At 63.1% G+C, this 21,727-nt stretch carries 14 protein-coding genes; 10 read left to right on the top strand and 4 right to left on the bottom strand.

Translation table 11 applies throughout. From position 1 onward, the window contains the following. Nucleotides 1-3,681: 3,681 nt before the first annotated feature. Both OPU70_RS10810 and OPU70_RS10805 read right to left on the bottom strand, forming a co-directional pair. Entirely contained in the window at nucleotides 3,682-4,059 is a 378-nt protein-coding gene (locus OPU70_RS10810) for a hypothetical protein (protein WP_498557747.1), read from the bottom strand. Between the two features lie 97 nt (nucleotides 4,060-4,156). After that, the gene (locus OPU70_RS10805) at nucleotides 4,157-4,768 is read right to left on the bottom strand and encodes a helix-turn-helix domain-containing protein (RefSeq protein WP_498557746.1); all 612 of its coding nucleotides are present in this window, start codon (nucleotides 4,766-4,768) and stop codon (nucleotides 4,157-4,159) included. A gap of 46 nt (nucleotides 4,769-4,814) precedes the next feature. On the opposite strand from OPU70_RS10805, the gene OPU70_RS10800 reads away from it, so the two are divergent. The 10 genes from OPU70_RS10800 to speB all read left to right on the top strand — a co-directional run bounded on the left by OPU70_RS10800 (nucleotide 4,815) and on the right by speB (nucleotide 17,948). Continuing rightward, a complete protein-coding gene (locus tag OPU70_RS10800) occupies nucleotides 4,815-5,447 on the top strand; it encodes a hypothetical protein (RefSeq protein ID WP_498557745.1) in 633 nt (210 codons plus the stop codon). Beyond that, nucleotides 5,431-6,051 (top strand): hypothetical protein, encoded by a 621-nt coding sequence (locus OPU70_RS10795; RefSeq protein ID WP_498557744.1) that lies wholly within the window; start codon nucleotides 5,431-5,433, stop codon nucleotides 6,049-6,051. The genes OPU70_RS10800 and OPU70_RS10795 overlap by 17 nt, the downstream gene beginning before the upstream one ends. Nucleotides 6,052-6,212: 161 nt before the next feature. Further along, the gene (locus tag OPU70_RS10790; protein ID WP_498557743.1) at nucleotides 6,213-9,230 is read left to right on the top strand and encodes an SIR2 family protein; all 3,018 of its coding nucleotides are present in this window, start codon (nucleotides 6,213-6,215) and stop codon (nucleotides 9,228-9,230) included. A gap of 806 nt (nucleotides 9,231-10,036) precedes the next feature. Further along, nucleotides 10,037-10,612 carry a TetR/AcrR family transcriptional regulator gene (locus tag OPU70_RS10785; protein WP_498557742.1) on the top strand — a complete coding sequence of 192 codons (576 nt, stop codon included), beginning with the start codon at nucleotides 10,037-10,039 and terminating at the stop codon, nucleotides 10,610-10,612. Nucleotides 10,613-10,688: 76 nt separating this feature from the next. Beyond that, complete coding sequence (locus OPU70_RS10780; RefSeq protein WP_192625729.1) at nucleotides 10,689-11,555, top strand: SDR family oxidoreductase; 867 nt, start codon at nucleotides 10,689-10,691, stop codon at nucleotides 11,553-11,555. A gap of 1,043 nt (nucleotides 11,556-12,598) precedes the next feature. After that, nucleotides 12,599-13,255, top strand: a complete 657-nt coding sequence (locus OPU70_RS10775) for a TetR/AcrR family transcriptional regulator (RefSeq protein ID WP_498557741.1) — start codon at nucleotides 12,599-12,601, stop codon at nucleotides 13,253-13,255. Between the two features lie 128 nt (nucleotides 13,256-13,383). Beyond that, nucleotides 13,384-14,154 (top strand): MBL fold metallo-hydrolase, encoded by a 771-nt coding sequence (locus tag OPU70_RS10770; protein WP_498557740.1) that lies wholly within the window; start codon nucleotides 13,384-13,386, stop codon nucleotides 14,152-14,154. A 59-nt stretch (nucleotides 14,155-14,213) separates the two neighbouring features. Beyond that, nucleotides 14,214-15,647 carry a purine-cytosine permease family protein gene (locus OPU70_RS10765; protein ID WP_498557739.1) on the top strand — a complete coding sequence of 478 codons (1,434 nt, stop codon included), beginning with the start codon at nucleotides 14,214-14,216 and terminating at the stop codon, nucleotides 15,645-15,647. Beyond that, the gene (locus OPU70_RS10760) at nucleotides 15,644-16,882 is read left to right on the top strand and encodes a serine hydrolase domain-containing protein (RefSeq protein WP_498557738.1); all 1,239 of its coding nucleotides are present in this window, start codon (nucleotides 15,644-15,646) and stop codon (nucleotides 16,880-16,882) included. Before OPU70_RS10765 ends, OPU70_RS10760 begins: the two co-directional genes overlap by 4 nt. Nucleotides 16,883-16,970: 88 nt before the next feature. Further along, a complete protein-coding gene (gene speB / locus OPU70_RS10755) occupies nucleotides 16,971-17,948 on the top strand; it encodes an agmatinase (RefSeq protein WP_498557737.1) in 978 nt (325 codons plus the stop codon). A 527-nt stretch (nucleotides 17,949-18,475) separates the two neighbouring features. Here the strand turns inward: speB and tal are convergent. Beyond that, nucleotides 18,476-19,588 carry a transaldolase gene (gene tal, locus OPU70_RS10750; RefSeq protein ID WP_498557736.1) on the bottom strand — a complete coding sequence of 371 codons (1,113 nt, stop codon included), beginning with the start codon at nucleotides 19,586-19,588 and terminating at the stop codon, nucleotides 18,476-18,478. Next, nucleotides 19,585-21,675 (bottom strand): transketolase, encoded by a 2,091-nt coding sequence (tkt, locus tag OPU70_RS10745; protein ID WP_498557735.1) that lies wholly within the window; start codon nucleotides 21,673-21,675, stop codon nucleotides 19,585-19,587. Before tkt ends, tal begins: the two co-directional genes overlap by 4 nt. Nucleotides 21,676-21,727: the final 52 nt, after the last annotated feature.

The following is a 21,727-nucleotide window of genomic DNA, read 5'->3' as shown; positions in this document are numbered from 1 at the left end:
GCTGCGACCTACCCGGATGAACTTCGGTCCTCGGCCGGTGATACGCCATTCACTGAGGCTGCGTTCGGTCGTCCCGAGCCGCGCGGCGAGGGTTGCCGGGGTGATCAGAGAGTCGAGCAGCGCGGTGCTCGTGGGGGCTGAAGTAGACACAGGTCTCCTCTTGAAAGATCCGTGCAGAAGCACGGTTCAACTTTCAAGAGGACCTTCGTAGCCGAACCCATTAGCGGTTGCTTGGCGTATCCACTCGTCGAGCGTTTGCTCTGGCCCGTTTGTTTATATGAGGCTTGCTCTCAATTGTACACAAACGCCCACGCCGCGGGTCTTGCCAGTTTCGCCTGTTCGGCGTACCTGGTGTGTAACTGGCGAAATGGCCCTTCCAGGCACACCAGTAGGTACGTGCACTCCCGCGTGATTGCAGGGATCTCCGACGACCTTGAAGCGGAGTACCTGGTGTACCTGCTTGATCTGAAGAATCAGATAAAGACGCCGTCCACCCTCCACGCCATCTGAGCCCGTACACACACCCTCCTATAGAAAGGTTTCGCCTCAAGTGGAGGCACACCAGGTACGGTTCGGGAAACGCCCGATCAGCGTAGGTTTACGACACAAATGGCACTTCGCACCGGCTCGCGGTACTGGAGCGCCTTTATCACCCCAGACCTGGGATTAATCGTGCCGGAGCGTGTACCTGCACCCCTGTAGGCACCTCCAGGTACGCACCGCCCGCAATACACGTCCCTGAGGCAGAACCCGTCTCGCACCGCTTGCCCGCTGCGCACGTGCAGGCCCGCCTCATCGCGGCGTGCGCGTTGGGACTTTGACGCTCGAGACGAGCATCTGCTAGCCGACGGGGTCCTCATGCGGTTCTTTCTCGGCGTGGGAGTGGTCGCCTAGCGCCCGGTATGACGTGCGCATGATCGCGGGAAATCGGTGAAGGACATTTCTCCGAAAACTCGCTGCGCGAATTTCGTTCGGATCAGCATCGCGGACGACTCGACCCTCGGGGAGGGGTCGACGGTGCCCAGAAACAGGTGAGACAGCCCTCCGAGAGGTGTCTATGCACCTCGATGAACTGCGCACGAGCGAGGTCGGATGAGTTGCTCCGGTCCCTCCGGAGTGACCTGGTCGGCGTGAACATCTGCGAGGGGCGGTCATAACCCCAGCCAGTCATCGTCGTCAACATCAGCCGACCTTGGCCCTTCGCGAGGTGGCGCGCCGGCTCGAGCACCAGACGTCGTCGAACGCGTCGCTCCGCGGTCCGGGCGACACGTCGCCGGTCCCACAGAAGCGCCTCGGCCGCGACATTCATACTCGCCAGCCGACTCTTCTTCCGTAGCATCGAGATCCGACCGAGGTCAGACACTCGATCCAATCTCGCACGCCGGCTTCCCGTCTCGCGGCTACCCCGGTTCGTGTCCATCGCCACCGCGAACAGCCTCCTCGGTTTCATGGCCATCACGGTCGGGAAACGTCACAGACAACAAGCCTGTGACGGACATCGAACCAACTCCTGGGTCGGCACCGCCTTCCTCCTGCCGTTGACGTGCAGAGCACCGTCCGCATATCGATCCCGAGGGGTCGGTTCGCTCCTCGCCGCTGGTTCCCTATGCCTCATCACGCGGCACTGCCGCGCTCTTGCTCCACGCCCGTGAAGGGCGTGGTTAGTCGACGATGTCCGAGTCGCAGCGAAGCGGAGATGCGGCATCGGTGGGAGCACCCGACAAGGCCCCCGATGGGGCGTTGTCGGGCAAGGAGCGTGAGCTCCGACGTGGGGCCTTCGACGCGCAGCGGAGAGGGTGAGGAAGCCAGGCGACGGAGCGAAGCGACAGTCGAATGGCAGACCGAAGAGGTGTCGGCCCCGCCGACCACAGAGCAAGATTCCGACCGAGCGGAGCGAGGGTCGAAACGCAGCTCGGTGCCACCTCCCCTTATGCTCTTCAGCTCTTTTGCGCCAGTTTCGAGCTTCAGCGAGAAAACGGCTTCAGATTTGCTGCTTGATCGGGGAAAAGGGGCGGTACCTGACCCCCAGGTACCTGGCCGGAATCCGCAGGACCCAGAGGGCGGTCAGGTACCTGGGGTACCCCTTTTGCCCGGGAAGTCGGGGGTCGACTGGTACCGGTGTTTGGAACGAAGTGGCACACAGGTACCAGTCGTCGAGCGAAGCGCCGAAAGGGGAGCGAAGCGGACCGGTACCACCCCCGGCGCGGCCGCCCGGAGGCGGTCGCGGTTGGTCCTCAAGCAGCGCAGGATGCAGCTGTGCTGCAGCCTCCTTCTGACGGTTATCACTCCATCGATGGGGTCGACGAAGGAGAGCCGGTCGGACACCGTCGACCGGAGCGAAGCGACACCGTTGAGCACTTTCCTTGACCCCATCGGTCGCGACTGTGGAGTGACCAGGACACCACCTCTGCGACGCCGCGGCAGGCACAGAATCAGACAAGTCATCGGTCTCCAAGGTTGAGACTTCCCCAGGATGCGCGACCGGCGCACAGCACCTCATCGGAGGATGAGCGGCGTCGACGAATCCAGCTCGTAGGACACCAAAGAACACGGCGGGCACCGGTCTGAGAAACCGGACCGAGACGCCTTGACCGCCGGCCCCTTCGATATTGGTTACGCGGTCGTAGTGGCGCTCCGTCATGAACTTCGAGCTTGGTTGATGCGCCGGTCTATCGGCGTCCGGTTCTGAGACCAGGGCATTCGCTCTTGCGCCATCAGCCGGGCGCGACGAGCCGGCTGGGGCGAACGCGACCCGGTTGCGAACGCATCCACGTCGCCGGGGCGGAACCCTCGGTGACGGCTCACGATCCCCCGCGCTCCATCGCCCGAAAGGTCACCGTTCGATCTTCGTCCAGCTGGGTGCCCAGCGAGGCGAGAGCCGCCAGGAAGCACGGACTCACAGGTGATCGATTGAGGGGCCAGGGCTCGCCACAAGGCATAGATTATCCAGCGGTTGCGATGGCGACAGTGCAGGAGGAGCCTGCCGAGTCACCCAGCCAGGGAGACAGCGACGGGGGATCTGGGGAACCCCCTCCGCCGCAGACGCCGGCCCCGATGCGAGCCCAGATCGCTCTCCGCTCCCACCTTCCTTCTCACTTCACACATCGGATTCCAGCGCCGAGCGCGCGAGAATCGATGCCGACAGATGACCGACATCCGGTCACTATGCGCCCCCCTGACGGAATCGTCTTGCCGTCGAGTGCCCGGAACATGACCAGTTAGCGGCCCCACAACGGGCTGACCGGAAGAACCGAGACTCCGTCCGAGAAAACTCGCCCCGAAATCAGCGCCGTGACCGACAATCGGGCACGAGGCGGCCACCGCGCGGTCACAATGCGGGAACACGCCCTCGAAACCACCACGGCGACCGGGCAGAGCGCCCATTTGTGGGCGCGACGTGACCGGGGAGTGACCGCCAGCGGACCAGAACGCGGTCATTGCTGCCGGGGCGATCTCCAGAGTCGCCAGAGCGCAGCGCCGGCGAAAAGAAGAATCCCCGCTGCCCGACTACAACGAAGGTTCAAAGAAGTGTGAGCGCAGCTCAGCCTTGAGCGGGCACCGTGAGGAGGTAGTCCTCGAGCGCGCGGGTGAACTGATCCTGCTGCTCGATGGGCGTGCGCTGCGCGGCGAAGGACAGTCCGACTCGACCGTCGCTGGAAACGTAGGCGCTGCCGGTGGACCTCAGTCGCTCGGCACCTTGGGGCTTGGCAGGATGGCGATCGATACCTGCTCCGAGGTCAGGAACTCGGAGCAGTCCCACATGTCAGCGTCGCACCAACCCTTGGCAGTGTTGTCGCGGAGATCCTCGACGACGAGACCCGCGGTCTGGAAATAGTTCACCAGCTGCAGCGCCGGAGGAAACTCATTTGGGACCGGCTCGACCGTGGTGTCCGAGGGCGCCGGCGTGGCTTCGGCGACTGTAGTCGCCGACGGCGACGGCGACGGCGACGGCGACGGCGACGAGTCAGTTGCCGAGTCAGATCCGGATGCGGAGCATCCGGTCACGACAACGGCGAGAAGCAGAGCACCGAGAGCGGGCGCGAGACGAGTGCGAAGCATGAGTCCTGTATATCGGAGTGGTTCGGGTCAATCGCGTTCATTGACCGATCCACCGGACTGCAACCATCGCCGAGCAGAGAACAGACGCGCGCAGCGGTTATCGACTACGCAAGTCCGGCACGGGATTCGGGAGCAGCTCGCCGATGGGCACCTGCAGCACCTGCGCGATCGCGAGGATTGACCGAAGCGCAGGGTTCGCGGCGGTTCCGCGTCGCGACTCGCCACTCTCGTACTGGCGGTAGATAAAACGACTCAGGCCGGCACGGTGGGCGACTTCCTCCTGGCTAAGTCCAACCGCAAACCGGTGGCGTCGTAGCTGCACCGAGAGTTTGAGGACGAAGTCCTGCCACTCAGCATCGGCCGCGCTCGTGCCACTCGTCACAACTACAAGCGTTTCGGGAATGGCAGCCTTGTATGGGCTTACTGGTAAGCCATACTGTGGACACGCAAGTCCAGATGCGTGTCGGTTTGGTCGCCCCCAGAGCAGCCCACCCCCTCTTCTGCCGAGGGAACTACGCAAACGATCGGGCTGAGTGACCAAGAATGAGAGGACGACAACTGAGATGGTGAAGCCCAGGTCGACCCCCAGGCCGCCTCGCTGGTGGGGCGGGCGAGGATGTCCTCCCGCGGCATGGAGCGTTGCGGTCGCTGACTTCACCCAAGGTGAGACAGCAAGCGAATGGGGCTTGGCGGCCTCGCTTTTCGTCATGCACTATCGTCGCAGACACTCGGTGGGCCCCACCTTCCAGGAGGTCATGAAGCACCTGCTTCCGGAGACAGGAGGGGTCCCCTCGCCCGCTCTCGCGGAGTGGCCGCCTTCAGAGCGGACGCGCGCCGTTCACCGGTTCCGCCATTTCGTACTGACGAAATGGCAACGAGACGGCTACATCGACTTCGATGATGGCGTCATGCGCAGCCTTCGCACTGGGCCTCGATTCCAGGAACTCGCAATTCGGAAGTCGTATGTGCGTGCTCTTGTCAGCAAGAAGCCTCCCCGCTCAGGCAGAGGCTCGCATGAAGCCGCGCTTTCAGCCTCCTTCACACCGGCCGCCGCCGCGGCTCGGCTACACATCAGCAGAGCTTCCTTGGACCGTCTCACGAAGGCGGGATACCTCCGACTCGTTGAGGTCGCTGATCAAGCGCTGTACCCCGCGTGGCAGTTTTCGGAGCGCTCCGACAAACCCGTCGTCTCCGGGATCGACGTCGTCGGACCCTCGGTCCCATACACGTGGTCGCTATCGGCCGAGCACTTCTTCATGGCCGCTCCACGTCTTGAACTCACAATCGAGGGCCGGCATCGCTCCCCGTCCGAATGGCTTGATCTCGGAGAGAATCCCCACGTAGTCGCAGGCATCCTCGAGAAATACTCCTATGACATCGGAAGCTAGATCCCAGGAGAGCAGCCACGAAGCAGAGCAGCGCGCCTGGACCGCTGTCGACGCCGAGACAGTCTCGCGATCCCTACAGGCGCTTATCGAAACGGCAGCAGAGCAGGGCCGCGACTACAAGCTGATCGACGCAATACTCCTCACCTTGACCGCTTTCATCGCCGAGTCCGGCGAAGATGTACTCGCCCCATCCGACTCAGCCTCCTCGACGCGGCGACTCCGCCCCGAATACAGAGCACGCATCGAAGCAGTCGTCGATTCCCTCAGCGACGACGAAGTATCGAGCTTCCTCAGCATCGGAACGCGTCAGGTCAGACGCCGCGCGCAGATGAACGAGCTGTACTTCTTCGTCGTTGGAAAAAGGCGCCGCTACCCTGCTTGGCAGTTCGATGAGCGGCTCGGCGTCCTGCCCGGTCTTCGTGACGTCGTCCAGAAGATCCCGAAGGATTGGGGTCCCGAGAGAACTCAGTCCTTCATGACGACGCTTGAGACAGGCCCACGAGTGCATGGCGAACCGACTACGCCGCGGACCTGGCTGATCGTTGGGCTGGATCCGGCGAGAATTGTCGAGCTGATCCAAGACGAAGCCGAAACAAATCTGTAGCCGTTTGAGTCATCTATGCAGGTGGCGGCCGTGCACGAGCGGCACACAGTCGTCGTAACGATCCGTTCCTTCGGCGCGGGTAGGCGATAGTGTCGCAGAATACTGGTTTGGGATGGCTGGGGGACACAGTGGGGGAAATCGATTCGCGCGTACTGAACGCTGTGCGCAGCAAGAACGTCGTCATCGTCGTGGGCACCGGAGTCAGCGCGGCGATCAGCAAATCTCCGACAGCGACATGGAAAGGCCTGCTGGACTCGGGCACGAACCGGCTCGAAGGCGTGTCATCCGCTGCCCTGTTGAAGAACATCCGTGACAACATCGAGTTCGGCTTCCAGAACGACGATTTAACGAGCGTTCTCCATGCTGCCGACCGACTCAAGGCGGAGTTCGACCGTGTCGGGGCTGCTGCTATCAAGAAGTGGCTCGACAACGACATCGGCGAGCTTCCGACGGTGGACGGCCGCCTAGGCGAGGCGCTCCGTGGACTCCCGTTCCCGATCCTCACCACGAACTACGACACCCTACTCTCGACGTCTGACCGGCGCCCGGTGACGTGGCGCGACCACGAGGCGCTGCAGGGCATCATGGCGGGGTCCTCGAGGGATATCGGCCACCTGCACGGTGCGTGGCACGACGCGTCATCAATCGTCCTGTCGAAGAACGACTATGACGCTCTGGGAAGGGCAGACGCCTTCCAAACGCTGCAGCGTTCTGTCCACAGCTTGAAGTCCCTGATCTATGTCGGGTACGGCGCGGGGTTAGCGGATCCGAACTTCGAGCGGCTCATCCGGCTTCACAGCGAGCAATTCGGCGCGGGCCAGGTCAAGCACTTCAGACTCTGTCGCTCAAGCGACCTCGAAAGGCTGGAGCGCGAGCATCTAGGGGACCACATCATCCCGGTCTCCTACGGAGATTCGTACGACGACCTCCCGGTGTTCATCGAAGCGCTTGCCGGTAACGTCAGCGATGCCGTCGTCTCCTCAGCGGGCATCGTGCGTGACCTGGCCGGGGACGCTTGCGCGTCGCTAAGCGAGTCATTGATGAACGAGTCCATCATCGCGGAGACCCGCGAGGGCGAGGATCAGCCTTCGTTCCACGACGTCGTCCTGCCACCCGTGCTGTTACCGGTGCCCCATGCAGAGTTCATCAAGGCGCAGCAAGATTCTAGCGATGGCGGCCAAGACGTCAAGCGCACGGATCCTGTCGAAGACGCACGGACGAGCAAGGTTCTCCTGCTCGTAGGCGAAGAAGGCTCCGGTCTATCGACGGCCTCCAAGTGGCTCGCCCTCGAAGCTGCCACATACCTGGGCGGTGTGATTCCGTTTGCCGTTTCCTTCCGGCAGGTAGGGAACGGGCCTCGACCGCTGCACCGGCTTATCAGAGCGACTGCTCGCTCACACGGATGGACCGCAACCACGGAGGACCCTCTGCCCGCGCACGTCCTGATCCTCGACGACTACAGCCCTTACGTGAAGAAGATCAGCGACCGCGCAATCTCAGATTTCGCGGACAGCGACGCAGAAGTCCGAATCATCACCTGCGCGCTCGGCGCGGAGGATGATGTGGCGGAGAAGCTCCAGGATCTCGACGTGGACTTCTCGATTCGCTATCTCGGCAAACTCAATCGACGCGACATCGAAAAGTATGCACGCGCAGCAAGCCCACTGGGCTACAGCATCATCACGGCTCGAGTCGTTGACATCCTCACTGCCGAGAGCCTCGCTCGCACTCCGTACACCGTGGGTCTGCTCATCTCTGTTCTCATGCGAGGGACGACGCTCACGGCGAATGCTTCGCAGACTACGGTGCTCGATGACTACGTTGGTGCGCTTCTGGGACGCGGCGACCCGCACGAGGACGCACGTCTCGGCCTGGACCAGAACTCCCGTGAAGCGCTACTGTCTGCCTTCGCGAAGCACTTCGTCCTCAGCAACACCGGTGGCGTTCAGGAGCCGGACGCGGTGCAAGCGTTCCAGGAAGCGCTCACGCGGCTATCGTGGAGCGAGTCGCCGATTGAGGTGCTTCAAAGCCTCATCGACCGACGAGTCCTGCGCCGGACGAACGGGAAGATCGTCTTCGCTCGTTCGAGCTTCTTGCACTTGTTCGCCGCCAAGCGCGGCATTCAGGATTCCGACTTCCGAGATCATCTCCTCACCGACCCGCTCTACTACACACAGATCATTCGGGACTACGCCGCCCTGAACAGACACGACGCCCCACTTGTCGACAGCCTGAACCGGTTGCTCGTTGATGGTGAGTGGGAAGGCGATGCAGGGGGCGTGTTCTCGGAGCTGGACGTCCTCGACGGCCCCCGAACAATAGAAGAGCGGAGCATCGACGACGCGCTCCCTGCCCGTGAGGCACCTGGCACGGACCTCGACTTCTTCGAAATGACCAGCGATGGCGACACCACACCGTTCCCGACGACTCAACACGAACAGCTCCCTCCCGGCGTGAGGCTAATGCGTGTGCTGGAGCTCGTTTCCGCCGTGCTGCGCGACTCGGATCAGATCGAGGACGGGGTGAAGAAGCAAGCCGTCCTCCGTAACGTGCTCGAACATTGGGGGCACCTCATGAACACCCTCGAGCAGGATCCTGATTTCAAGAGGTTCGTGCAGGAGCTCGGTGAACGCCTATACGACCGAACGGTCAACCGCGGCGCACACGACTCTTCCTCGAAGAGCGAAGACCCTGAGCGGGCAGAAGTACTCGACGAACTCAGCCGACTCTTCCCCGCCGCCATCGCACTCGGAGGGCTCACTGAGCACCTCGCCTCCCGACGGCTTCTCCGACCTCTCAACGATGTTGCCGAGGCAGCGAAGTCAGACGAGCGACTCGAGATCACGATTGCCTCGGCTTTCATGCTCTATTCGGTCAAGGAAGCTGGCTGGCCGAGGGCATTGAGGGCGCTCCTGGAAAACCGGAGGAACATCTGGGTCGTCCGCAACTTCCTACTCCCTCTCCTCATGAACGACTATGCGCTGAAGAACGTCTCGGAGGACGACGACGAAGACCTCCGGAACTTGTGCGCGGAGATCGTGGTGAACGCGTATCGGTACGAGCACGACGGGCAGCGCCGAGCTCACCGGGAGCAGATTCGCCAGTCCCTAAAGCGGGCTCGCCTGGACCAGAGTCATCCGGGCGCAGAGCATGATTCCGACACCGAGTCGGCGGCCTAGCCGCACTCACCTATCAGCACGCCCAAACTGGACCGTTGGCGGCAGGTATGACGTCGGCGCTGCGTGAACGGTCTGCCGGAGCACCGCGCAGGGAGAGCGCATGGCCGATCTGAGCATCACCCCTTCTCCCCCACGACGAGGCGGCACACGACGGAGACGACGATATCTCGGGCGACGCGCGCCTGTCGGCCGCCAGCACTGGAAACGCGGTCTCACCTGCTCAGCCCCTTCTTGCTTCCCCGTCTGGCCGTTTACCGACGATAGGACCACTTATCCGGACTATCGGCGCGAACATGCAGCCGACGTGTCACGTAAAGGAGACTTCTCGCCTGTGTATTCGACGCAGCACCCATCGCCCCACCTTCGTCCGCCGTGATGGACTAAATGCAGCGCAACAAACCTTGCGCGCCTAAGACTCACTTCCGAGGCGCCGAGCCTCGATGAGCTCGACGCAGCCCGCCGGCGAAGGCGTCATTGTCGCCGACCTCCCCCGCTCTTCGACAGCCCGATCCCGAACTTCGGCACAGGGGGGGTCTTCCTTGTCGCTAGCAGCTGAGCCCTTTCCCGACGGCACCGACATCGAGGCCCTCCGCGACCTGTCCGATCCCGCGCTCGCAAACCCCACATTCTTCGAGTCGCTATGAAGGCCGCCACACAACATAACCTCGCATACGGCAGCCTTGGAATCGTGGTCCTGTTCTACGGCGCGATGTTTGCCTGCAGCATCGATCCAGCGCCGACTTCTTCCGCCGCGATCGATCCGGCCGGGAAGAGGCACCCCGGACTTCGGAGACTACGTTGGTGTGATGAAAGAAGCGCCCAGACGCACTCAACGTGTCAGGACCGGTGGCCGCAGCGCTCGAGTAGAGGAAGCCGTCCTCGCAGCAGCCGCAGATGAGTTCACCCGTCAAGGCTTTGCGAGCTTCTCCATAGAGCGGGTCGCCCGCGCCGCCGATGTGAGCCGTTCCACTGTGTATCGTCGCTGGCCGACGAAAGTCGAGCTGATCCGCGATGTTCTCGCACCGGTTCTGTCGCGCTACGAGAAAGAACCGGACACCGGGTCGTCGATGGGTGACCTAGAGAAGCTACTCTTCCTCATTCAGGAGGCCGAAGAGCTCCCGGTCGGACGAGCGTTCAGTCAAGCATCCCTGGAGGCACCCCAAGAGCTGGCTTCCCTCGTAACTGAAGTGAGAACCCTGGCCTTAGCTCCCTTCGTCCGCGTCCTGCAGAGGGCCGCTGACCGTCAAGAGATCGACTCGAGCGAAGTACTGAACCGCGCGCACGTCGCTTTCTTCAGCCTCGTTATGTGGCGTCAGACTCATCGGGATGGCCCGTCAGAGGAGGACTGCCGCTTTCTAGCTCGTCTCTGCCTCCATCGGTGAGCCCTAGCCAAAGCCTCTATGGCGACATAGTGTTGCCTTAGAGTCGCACCAGGCGACCGTGAACGGAAGGATGCAGATGACCGACCACGACTTTGTGGATGCAATGGGGTTTGACCGGCTGCCGACGCACATCATCGGCAAGCGTGTCACCGACTTGATGGATCTGAGCGGCAAGCGAGCCATCGTGACGGGTGCGGGCGGCGGAGGCTTGGGCCAGGCCATCGCGCACCGGCTCGCGGGACTCGGCGCAGACGTCGCGGTCATCGACATCAATGGTGATGGCGCGAAAGCCAAGGCGAAGGAAGTCGAAGCACGTTGGGGTACTCGAGCGATACCGTTTCAGGCGGATCTTTCCGATTGGGATCAGGTCCATGACGTCGTTCGCGCGAGCGTCGAGATGCTCGGCGGACTCGACATCATGGTGAACAATCCCGTTCAGGTTGTCTCGGACTCGTTCGAGAATCACACCAAGGACGACATCGACTACACGGTGCACGGAAGTCTCACGATGCTGATGTATGGGGCGCACGCCGCCATTGAACACTTCTTGCCCCAGGGCTACGGTCGCATCATCAACATCGCCTCGGTCGGTGGTCGCATCCAGCATCGCGGACTGACGGTATACAACGCCGCTAAGTCCGGAGTTATCGGCTTCACTCGCAACCTCGCCCACGAGTTCGCACTCCGTGGCATCAACGTTCTCGGTGTCGCACCCGGGGTGATGATCAACCCACTGCTTCGCGACATACTCGCCAACGCGGCTGACGAGCAGTCCCTCGCAGCGAAGGGTTCGATGCTCGAAGCTGTCGACAAGTACATCCAGCTTGGGCGAGTCTCGCTACCGGAGGAGGTCGCGAACATGGTCGCTTACCTATCGACAGAGGCAGCCGATTACATGTGCGGCCAGACGATCGATGTCGCTGGCGGACAGAGTATGAACTAGGCACGCCTAGAGTCCAACCGCTGGGCCCTCACCGGGCCCAGCGGTCGAACAAAGAGCTTGTCTCGCAACGTTCGTCTTCTTCGCTCAGCACCAGTATCGATTCGAGCGCCGGCTTCAGCGACGTCACCCAAAGGCAAAGCTCGAGGACGCCCTCCGCCCGTCGGAAAAGCTACTTGCGACCGAGAGCACCAGAGGCCAGCCCGAGGGATCATTCGGGGATGTCCAAGATGAAGCCTTCGCACCTGGCCTTGACGAACGTTATCCGGCTGGTGACGTACGCGGCGAAGCCGTCAACGGCGGTGAAGATCCGGGCGGCTGCGAAGTCCGCGTCGCGAATTAAAAACTCTCCGGATCGGGTCCTTCTCGAATGAGAACGACCCGCCGGTCGAAGTCCTCCTCTTCCTGGCCAGCAGCCTGGCCTCCCGCGACGGCTGAAAACACGACAGACGCCTCATCGACGAGGTCGCCAATCGCCGAAAGGTAGAGATTGATAAGCCCGGTTCGCACACCCAACCGCTCAGCGACGGACCTCAGCGTTACGCGATCGAGCCAGCCCACGAGAGCTAGACCCGCAGCCGTGCGCATGATCTCCGCGCGCCGCTCCGCCGCAGGCTGGCGGCGGTATGCCGGAGACGAACTCGACACACGAATGCCCGAATATCAGCAAGGTAACACTTTGTGTCACCACTTCAACTTGAGAACCGACTCGGAGATTGAGCTCGCATCGGGCAACGCGTCGGCTGTTCGTCGTTCGGTACCTCAGTAGAAGCTTCGAACGTCAATTCAGAGAGCGGGCTGACCGGTCAGACCGCAACCGTGCACCTCGAGCGAGAAAAGCTGAATACAGGACTGCCACTCCTCGTCGTCGGCCCCGGCGAGGTGCTCCCGCTCGTATGAGCCGTGGGCCTCCCGCAGTCTTACGGAGAAACGCTTCGCGAACCTCAGTTGCGCGGGCGGTGTCGATCGATGGCGTAATGGTTCAAGCGCCCTGGCCCGTGTTTGCTTGCAGACGTGTCGTCCGCGCTCGGCTCTAGGGTGGAAGTATGCCAGACCGCGATAGGAGCGAACAGCTGAAGGGTCCTCGGCGGCGGAAATCACCTGAGGATCGGCGGAGGGAGATACTCGACGCTGCGGCTGCCATCGTCCTCGAAGATGGCCTTTCCGCTCTCACGGCCAGGCGGGTTGCCGACCGTGTTGGTGTGCGCTCAGGGCTCCTCACCCACTACTTCCCCACCATCGAGGACCTTTTCATAGCCTGCTTCCAGCAGGTCGTGGCGTCTGAACGGCAGGCTCTAGACGCCTCGCGCGATGCGTCTGCAAGCGCGACCTGGCGAATGAGTCAGTTGCTCAAGACCTACCTTGCCGACCAGCGCGATCCTATGGGTCTGTTGTGGCTCGATGCCTGGCGGGCTGCTGCCGACAAACCGCGCCTCCGCATGGCCGTGGTCGCGGAGATGGAAGCGGACGCCTTGCACGTTGCGAGACTCATCCAGGAAGGTCTCGATACGGGGGAATTCTCAGTCACCTCCGCCTTTGTGACTGCCACGAACATCTTGGCGCTCGTGGATGCACATGCGGCCCACGCGGCCGTCCGACTTGCGCTAGCCGACTCCCGTCTGAACTACGGAGAGGTCAAGGCGATGCTGTTCCGGTCGGCGGAACACGAGCTGGGACTTCCGACCGGAGCGTTGAACGGCTGATCTCTTTCGACATCGGGATCTTGTTGTGCTCATGTCCAATAGTGCGCTAGGTTCCTTATTGGCACTCGCGCCAATAAGAGATCTGGCGCGCGTGAGTCCACACCGCTCATCTCATCGCCGAGGAATGTATGTCCAGCCTGCCCGTTGCAACGCCGTGGTTTCGTGTTGAGCATGTCGCGCCCTGGATCTCGCGAATCGAGGAGCCGCACGTCGATGAGTTCTTGAGATCCAACATCTGGCACGTCCGCGGCACGGTCCGCGACCTCGTCGTCGACTCGGGCTTAGGGGTGGCGTCGTTGCGACAGCATCTGCCCGCTCTATTCGCGAACGACCCTGCGCTCGTCGTCACGCACGGACATCTCGACCACGCCGGATCTGCGTGGGAGTTCACCGACCGCCGGGCTCATCCGTCAGAACGTCTCCAGGACCCGCGCCCATGGTCACTCCGGGGGAACGAACTGCGAGGGATTCTCGGTCTGGACTGGGACGATATGCCAGACGTCCTGCTGACGGCGATCCCTTCGAGCAACTTCCGCCTGGAAGACTACGCGGTCAAGGCGGCACCTCCGACGAGCGATCTGGCAGACGGGGATGTGCTCGACATCGGCGGTCGGACTTTTCGTGTTCTCCACCTTCCAGGGCATTCCCCGGGAAGCTGCTGCCTCTTCGAAGACGCCACGGGAATCCTTTTCAGCGGCGACGTCCTGTACGACGACGTTCTCCTGGACGACATCCACGGGTCAGACATCCCGTCGTACCTGGCGAGCATGCGGCGGCTGCGCGACCTCGACGTGAGCGTGGTGTACCCCGGGCACGGCGCGCCGTTCAGCGGTTCCCGCATGCGCGAACTCATCGCCACCTACGAGGCCACGCGGCGGTCGTACGCCCCCGCCGAGTAGCCGCGGCGCTATCGAAGAACACTCCGACAACGCCGTCGGATCACCCGAAAGGACCTGTGATGCACGACATCGAGACGAGCGCGTCAACCCGACCATCCGACACGCCAGTCCATCCCGAGACCAAGGGTATCGAGCTCATCCCCGATAGTCAGCGGCACGGAAGAGCCCGTGATCTTTTCTCGGTGTGGGCGGCGCCCAACCTCAGCCTCCTGAACTTCACTATCGGGGCGACGATGATCCTCCTCGGCCTCGAACTCTGGCAAGCAATCCTTGTCATCATCGCCGGATCGTTGCCGTGGGTTTTCCCAGCGTTTCTCTCCATCGCCGGGCCCCGCGCTGGAACCTCCGCATCGGTGATCTCGAGGGCGATGTACGGAGTGATCGGGAACAAGGTCGTCATCGCGTTCACCGGGTGGCTGGTGTCTTCGGTGTTCTTGGCGCTTAACTGGCTTGCATCGTCATTCCTTGGCGCCGAAGCTTTGCGGAGAATCGGGTTCTCCGACCCGATCGTGGTGCCGATAACTGTCACGGTGGTCGTGTCCATTGCGACTGTGCTCGTCGCCGTGTACGGGCACGGTCTGATCATTCGCAGCTACCCATGGGTCGCGAGCGTGCTGCTACTGATCTTCCTGCTTGTGAGTGTCTTTGTGCTCCCCACGGTCAACTGGAGTTATCGCCCGTCGGAGCCACTTTCGGGCACCGGGCTCTGGTCCGCCGCCACTGTCGGTTTCGCGATCCTCGCCTCGACACCGCTTTCGTATGTGAACAGCCCCGACTTCAGCCGCTACCTGCCGATCCGAACCAAGAGATCCCATATCATCGCAGCGACAGCGCTCGGAGGAGCGCTGCCCATGATCGTCTTCACCATCGTCGGTGCGCTACTGGCGACGGCACTCACCGAAGACACCTTTGCAGCGGGCATCGACGTGGCACTGATGGATGCGCTTCCTATCTGGCTTGGACCAGCACTTGTTGTTGGCGTGATTCTGAATACCGTGGCCTTGAATGCCATGACAACCTACAGCTCGAGCATGACGCTCCAAGCAGTCGGACTTCCCATCCGCCGAATTCCCGCGGCGGTAACTGTCGGGGCCATCGGCACCGCACTCACCATCTACCTGGTCCTGTCAAGTTCGCTTCTCGACGCGATCAATCTCATGTTGCAGTTCTTGATCATCGTGTCGGGACCTGCAATGGCGATCTTCGTCACGGATGTTGCGATGCGGAATGCCCGCTATCGCGGGGTTGATCTGTTCGATGACCGGCCAGGATCGAAGTACTGGTATTTCAAGGGATGGAACGTCGCCGGAATCGTCGCCATGATCGCGGGAGGCGTCGCGACTGCGGCCTGCCTCACCACCGACGTCTGGACAGGGCCGATCTCAGAGCGCCTCGGCTATATCGACCTATCTGTCCCAGTTGGCATGCTGACGGCCGCCCTGCTTTACCGAATGCTCTCTCGGCGCACGAAGGCTCGGAAGGAGCTCGCGTGAACCCGCGTGTGGGATCTCATCCGCTTCGCTATTCGGGGGCAACTGTGTCCGATCCAACACTCGACAACTGGCAGACGGCTCCTCACAATCGCTGGGCCTTCAGCAACCTAGAAGAACTGCTTCCGGTCGCCCGGATACCGCACCGGCGCGCGAGTTCGGGGGGCTGCGCCTCTCTGACCGCTCTTTCGGAGCTCGTGCCCGACCTCGACCAGCGCTTGATCGACACGTACACTGACGCGTTCCTCGTCGTTCGCGCTGGAAGTGTCGTCGGTGAGTACCACCGGGATGGTCTTGCTCCAAACCAAAAGCATCTGCTGATGAGCGTTTCTAAATCGTTGTGCGGACTTGTCGTCGGGATCCTAGAGGGTCGTGGCCTTCTCGATACGCGGGACTCCGTCACCCAGTACATCCCGGAGTTGGTCGGCAGCGCCTATGACGGTGCAACCGTTCGGGACGTCCTCGACATGCAGGTCGATGTCACGTATCGCGAGGACTATCTAGACCCGACTTCACAGGTGCAAACCCACGACCGATCCGCCGGATGGCGTCCGAGGTTCGACGGCGACCCGGTCAACACTTATCAGTTCCTCACGACCTTGAGGGGCGGCGGAGCGAGTGACACCTTCCAGTACTGCTCTGCCAACACTGATGTTCTCGCTTGGGTGATCGAGCGCGCTTCCGGACTGCGATACTCGTCGGCCCTGTCGATCTACTTGTGGTCCGAGATTGGCGCCGACTACGACGCGGCCATCACGGTCGACAAGTCTGGCTTCGGCTTCGCGAACGGGGGTGTTCTCGCGACGGCGCGCGACCTCGCGAGGGTGGGGATGCTCATGCTGGCCGAGGGCCGCGGCCCTTCGGGTCAAGTGGTGCCGAGGGCGTGGGTTCAATCCGTGATGGCGGGCGGGGATCCCCTTGCGATGACAGATGAGTCTTTCACCAACGCCTTCCCGGCGGGGTCTTACACCCGCCAGTGGTGGTGCATGGGGAACGCACGCGGAAACATCAGCGCCATCGGCATTCATGGCCAGAACTTATGGTTGGACCCAAGTACCGACACCGTGGTCGTCAAGTTCTCCTCATGGCCAGAGCCAGTGGATGCGGCTTGCAATGAGCGCCAGGACTCGCTCCTTCTGGATCTCTCGGCAGCGATGGATTTGTGTTCGGCGGATGCCATTTCGCCACCCGAGGTGTCACGCCAGGCCCTTTGGCACGACGACGCCCGCTCCAGCTAGTTCTCAGCCAATACACCTACTCAGCCGCAGCGTTGTGGCCCGAGTAGCCCGAGATTCTCAACACATCATCGACGTCGAAGGACCTACCATGACCACCCCTATCTCACCGACGCACGAGACCGAGGGCCGCTCCAACCCCACCGGCCCAGTCGACGCAAGCATGGTCCCGCGCTACGCCGGCATCGCGACATTCGCCCGTCTTCCGCGCCTTGAAGAGGTCGAGCACGCCGACATCGCAGTCGTCGGGATTCCCTTCGATAGCGGGGTGAGTTACCGCCCGGGCGCACGTTTCGGCCCTTCGCACGTTCGCGAAGCCTCGCGCCTGCTGCGTCCGTACAACCCCTCGCAAGATGTCTCGCCGTTCCGCCAGCAGCAGGTTGCGGACGCGGGCGACATCGCTGCCAATCCATTCGATTTGGACGCGGCGGTGAGCGAGATCGAGACAGCCGCGCGAAGTCTCGCTGAACGCGCTGACCGCCTTGTCGTCATCGGAGGCGATCACACCGTCGCGTTGCCCCTTCTGCGTGCACTGAACTCACAGCACGGCCCCATTGCTGTGCTGCACTTCGACGCGCACCTGGACACATGGGACACGTACTTCGGTGCGCCCACTACTCACGGAACGCCGTTTCGCCGCGCCTCCGAAGAGGGGCTGATTGATATGACCGCGAGCATGCATGTTGGTATCCGCGGACCGCTCTACGACAAGCAGGATCTGATCGATGACGAGCGCCTGGGCTTCTCCATCGTCACGAGCGACTCGATCGAACGCGACGGCGTGAACCCAGCAATCGAGCGTATCCGCGCGCGCATCGGCGACGCGCCGCTCTATGTCTCTATCGATATCGACGTTTTGGATCCGGCGCACGCACCTGGCACCGGCACTCCTGAAGCTGGCGGAATGACATCTCGAGAGCTGCTCATGATTCTTCGCGCTCTTTCGGACCGCAAGATCGTGGGCGCCGACGTAGTCGAGGTTGCGCCGGCGTATGATCACGCACAGCTGACTGCCGTTGCCGCCTGTCACGCGGTATACGAATTGATCAGCGCGATGGCCCCTCGTTGATGGGTGTGAGTACTCCTCGTTCGTGCGCTTGCAGGAAACGGCGCTCAGAAGACGGATTGCGGCGCGCGAATAGCGCCCGAGTCGAGGTCTGCAGCGAAGTCACGTCCACGCCGATGTCCGGTTGCATCCACTTGGATGTGGCGTCGCCCTCGCCACTGCAGTCGCTTCGGCAACATCAGAACGACCGAGACCGAGCTCCCATCTAAATCACGGGGGGCGACCTAGCGACGATGCACGCGCTCCGGCATTTGAGGGTCAGCTACTTCGCATTTTCGATAGACGTCCGCCCGCCACTCCGCCGCTGGAACCGCAGGCCAGGACAACCAATGCGAGCTTCGCTCATGCAGCGAAAGGCTGCAGCCTGCTCAACCCTCGGATGAGGACGACATATGCAACCGAAGCGAGTAGACCCTCCCAAGTGAATAGCCTGCCGCTGGTCACCCGAGAAGCGATCAGGTCGTGGACGAGCGACGGGACGGTCTCGTCGATGGCCACGCGCGCCGCACCGGACGCGTGGACGGCGAAAGTCACCGCTGGGCCTCCAGGCCCTCGGCGACCTGCGCGAGAAGTTCGTGCCAGGAGTCGATGAACTTCGCGACGCCCTCGTCCTCGAGCACCTGCGTGACATCGGTGAAGTCGATGCCGAGGTCGGCGAGGCCGGCGAACACGGCGCGTGCCTCTTCGTAGCCGCCGGTGATGGTGTCACCGGTGACGACGCCGTGGTCGAACGTCGCCTCGAGCGTCTTCTCGGGCATCGTGTTGACGACGTCCTTCGCCACCAGTTCGGTGACGTAGAGCGTGTCGGGCAGAGCCGGGTCCTTGACGCCGGTCGATGCCCAGAGCGGGCGCTGAGCGTTTGCACCGGTCGCAATCAGGTCCTGCGCACGCTTCTCGGCGAACTTCTGCTCGTACAGCTCGTAGGCGAGACGCGCGTTCGCAAGCCCTGCCTTGCTCTTGAGTGCCTCGGCCTGATCGGTGCCGATCGCGGAGAGACGCTTGTCGGTCTCGGTGTCGACGCGCGACACGAAGAACGAGGCGACGGAGTGGATGGTCGACAGGTCGATGCCCGCGGCCTTCGCGGTCTCGAGACCGGTCAGGTACGCCTCGATGACCTCGGCGTAGCGCTCGAGGCTGAAGATCAGGGTGACGTTGACGCTGATGCCCGCCGCGATCGCCTCGGTGATGGCCGGCAGGCCCGCCTTCGTCGCGGGGATCTTCACGAGCAGGTTCGGACGGTCGACCTTGGCCCAGAGCTTCTTGGCCTGGGCGACCGTGCCCTCGGTGTCATGTGCGAGGTCGGGGGAGACCTCGATCGACACGCGGCCGTCGACGTGACCCGACTTCTCCCACACGGGGCGGAAGATGTCGAGAGCGGCGGCGACGTCCTGCGTGGTCGCGGCGAAGACGGCCTCTTCGGCCGTGGCGCCGGACGCTGCGAGCTCGGTGACCTGCGCGTCGTACGACGTGTTGTTCTTGTCGGTGATCGCGTTGGCGAAGATCGTCGGGTTGGTCGTGACGCCGACGACGTTGCGGGTCTCGATCAGCTCGGCGAGGTTGCCGGAGGAGATGCGGGTGCGCGACAGGTCGTCGAGCCAGATGCTGACACCGGCTGCTGCGAGGTCTGCGGTGGGGGTGCTCATGCGTTCTCCTTGATGGTCTCGCGTGCGGCCGCGATGACGGCCTCGGTGGTGATGCCGAACTTCTGGAACAGGGTCTTGTAGTCGGCGGATGCGCCGAAGTGGTCGATGCCGACCGAGCGGCCGCGGTCGCCCACGATGCCGCGCCAGCTGAGCACGGAACCGGCCTCGACCGAGACGCGGGCGGTGACGGACTTGGGGAGGACCGACTCTCGGTAGGCCTCGTCCTGCTCGTCGAACCACTCGAGCGACGGAGCGGAGACGACGCGTACGTTGACGCCTTCTTCGGCGAGTGCCGCTCGAGCGTCGACCGCGAGCTGCACCTCGGAACCGGTCGCGATGATGATCACGTCGGGCGTGCCGTTCGGAGCCTCGGCGAGCACGTAGGCGCCCTTCGCGACACCGTCGGTCGATGCGAAGACATCGCCCTCAGCCGAGCCCTGTCCGCGCTCGAACACCGGGATGTTCTGTCGTGTCAGGGCGATGCCGGCCGGGCCCTCATGCCGACGGAGGATCTCGAGCCACGCGGCCGAGGTCTCGTTGGCGTCGGCGGGGCGCACCAGGGTGAAGTTCGGGATGGCACGCAGCGTCGCGATCTGCTCGACCGGCTGGTGCGTGGGTCCGTCTTCGCCGAGAGCGACGGAGTCGTGTGTCCAGACGAAGATGCTGGGCACGTTCATCAGTGCGGCCAGACGCACCGGCGGGCGCATGTAGTCGCTGAAGATGAGGAACGTGCCGCCGAAGGCGCGCGTCGGGCCGTGCAGCACGATGCCGTTGACGATGGCGCCCATGGCGTGCTCGCGGATGCCGAAGTGCAGCACGCGGCCGTAGGGGTCACCCGACCACTCGTGGGTCGACCACTCGGCGGGGATGAAGGACTTGGAGTCCTTGATCGTGGTGAGGTTCGATTCTGCGAGGTCGGCCGACCCGCCCCAGAGCTCGGGGAGTTCGGCTGCGAGAGCGTTGATGACCTGGCCCGAGGCCGCACGGGTCGAGACGTCCTTGCCGCTCTCGAAGACGGGGAGGGCGGAGGTGATGTCCGCCGGCAGCTCCTTGGCCTCGAGCCGGTCGAGGAGCGCCTTGCGCTCGGGGTTGGCGGCGGCCCAGGCGTCGAACGACTTCTGCCACGCCGCACGCGTCTCGGCGGCGCGATCGGCGAGACCGCGGGTGTGGGCGAGCACGTCGTCGGCGATCGCGAAGTGCTCGTCGGCATCGAAGCCGAGGACCTTCTTCGTGGCCGCCAGCTCGTCGCCGCCGAGGGCGGAGCCGTGGATCTTGCCGGAGTTCTGCTTGCCGGGCGAAGGCCAGCCGATGATCGTCTTCAGGATGATGAGCGAGGGCTTCGAGGTCTCGCCCTTCGCGGCCTCGATCGCTGCGTGCAGCTCGGCGACGTCTTCGACGTACTCGCCCGTCTTCTTCCAGTCGACGACCTGCACCTGCCAGCCGTACGCCTCGTAGCGCTTCGCGACGTCTTCGGTGAAAGCGACGTTCGTGTCGTCCTCGATCGAGATCTGGTTGGAGTCGTAGATCGCGATGAGGTTGCCGAGCTCCTGGTGGCCGGCGAGCGAGGAGGCCTCGCTCGTGACGCCCTCCTGCAGGTCGCCGTCGCCGGCGATCACGTAGACGAAGTGGTCGAACGGGCTGGTGCCCGCAGCGGCCTCGGGGTCGAAGAGACCGCGCTCGTAGCGAGCGGCGTAGGCGAAGCCCACCGCAGACGCGAGACCCTGGCCGAGTGGGCCGGTGGTGATCTCAACGCCCTTGGTGTGACCGTACTCGGGGTGCCCGGGAGTCAGCGACCCCCACGTGCGCAGGGCCTTGAGGTCATCGAGCTCGAGGCCGAAGCCGCCCAGGTAGAGCTGCACGTACTGCGTGAGCGAGGAGTGTCCGACCGAGAGGATGAAGCGGTCGCGGCCGAGCCAGTCGGTGTCGGTCGGGTCATGCCGCAGCACGCGCTGGTACAGGAGACACGCGGCCGGAGCCAAGCTCATCGCGGTGCCGGGGTGGCCATTGCCGACCTTCTCGACCGCGTCGGCGGCCAGCAGACGAGCGGTGTCCACCGCGCGCCGATCGATCTCATCCCAGGTGAACATTCGGATTGCCTTTCTTCGACCGTCGTAGCTTCGTGATTCGCCGACACCAGCC

This window comes from Microbacterium sp. SWDP-B6 (genome assembly GCF_059803615.1).
The sequence above is the reverse complement of the archived record's forward strand: the minus strand, read 5'-3'. Positions and strand labels throughout refer to the sequence as shown.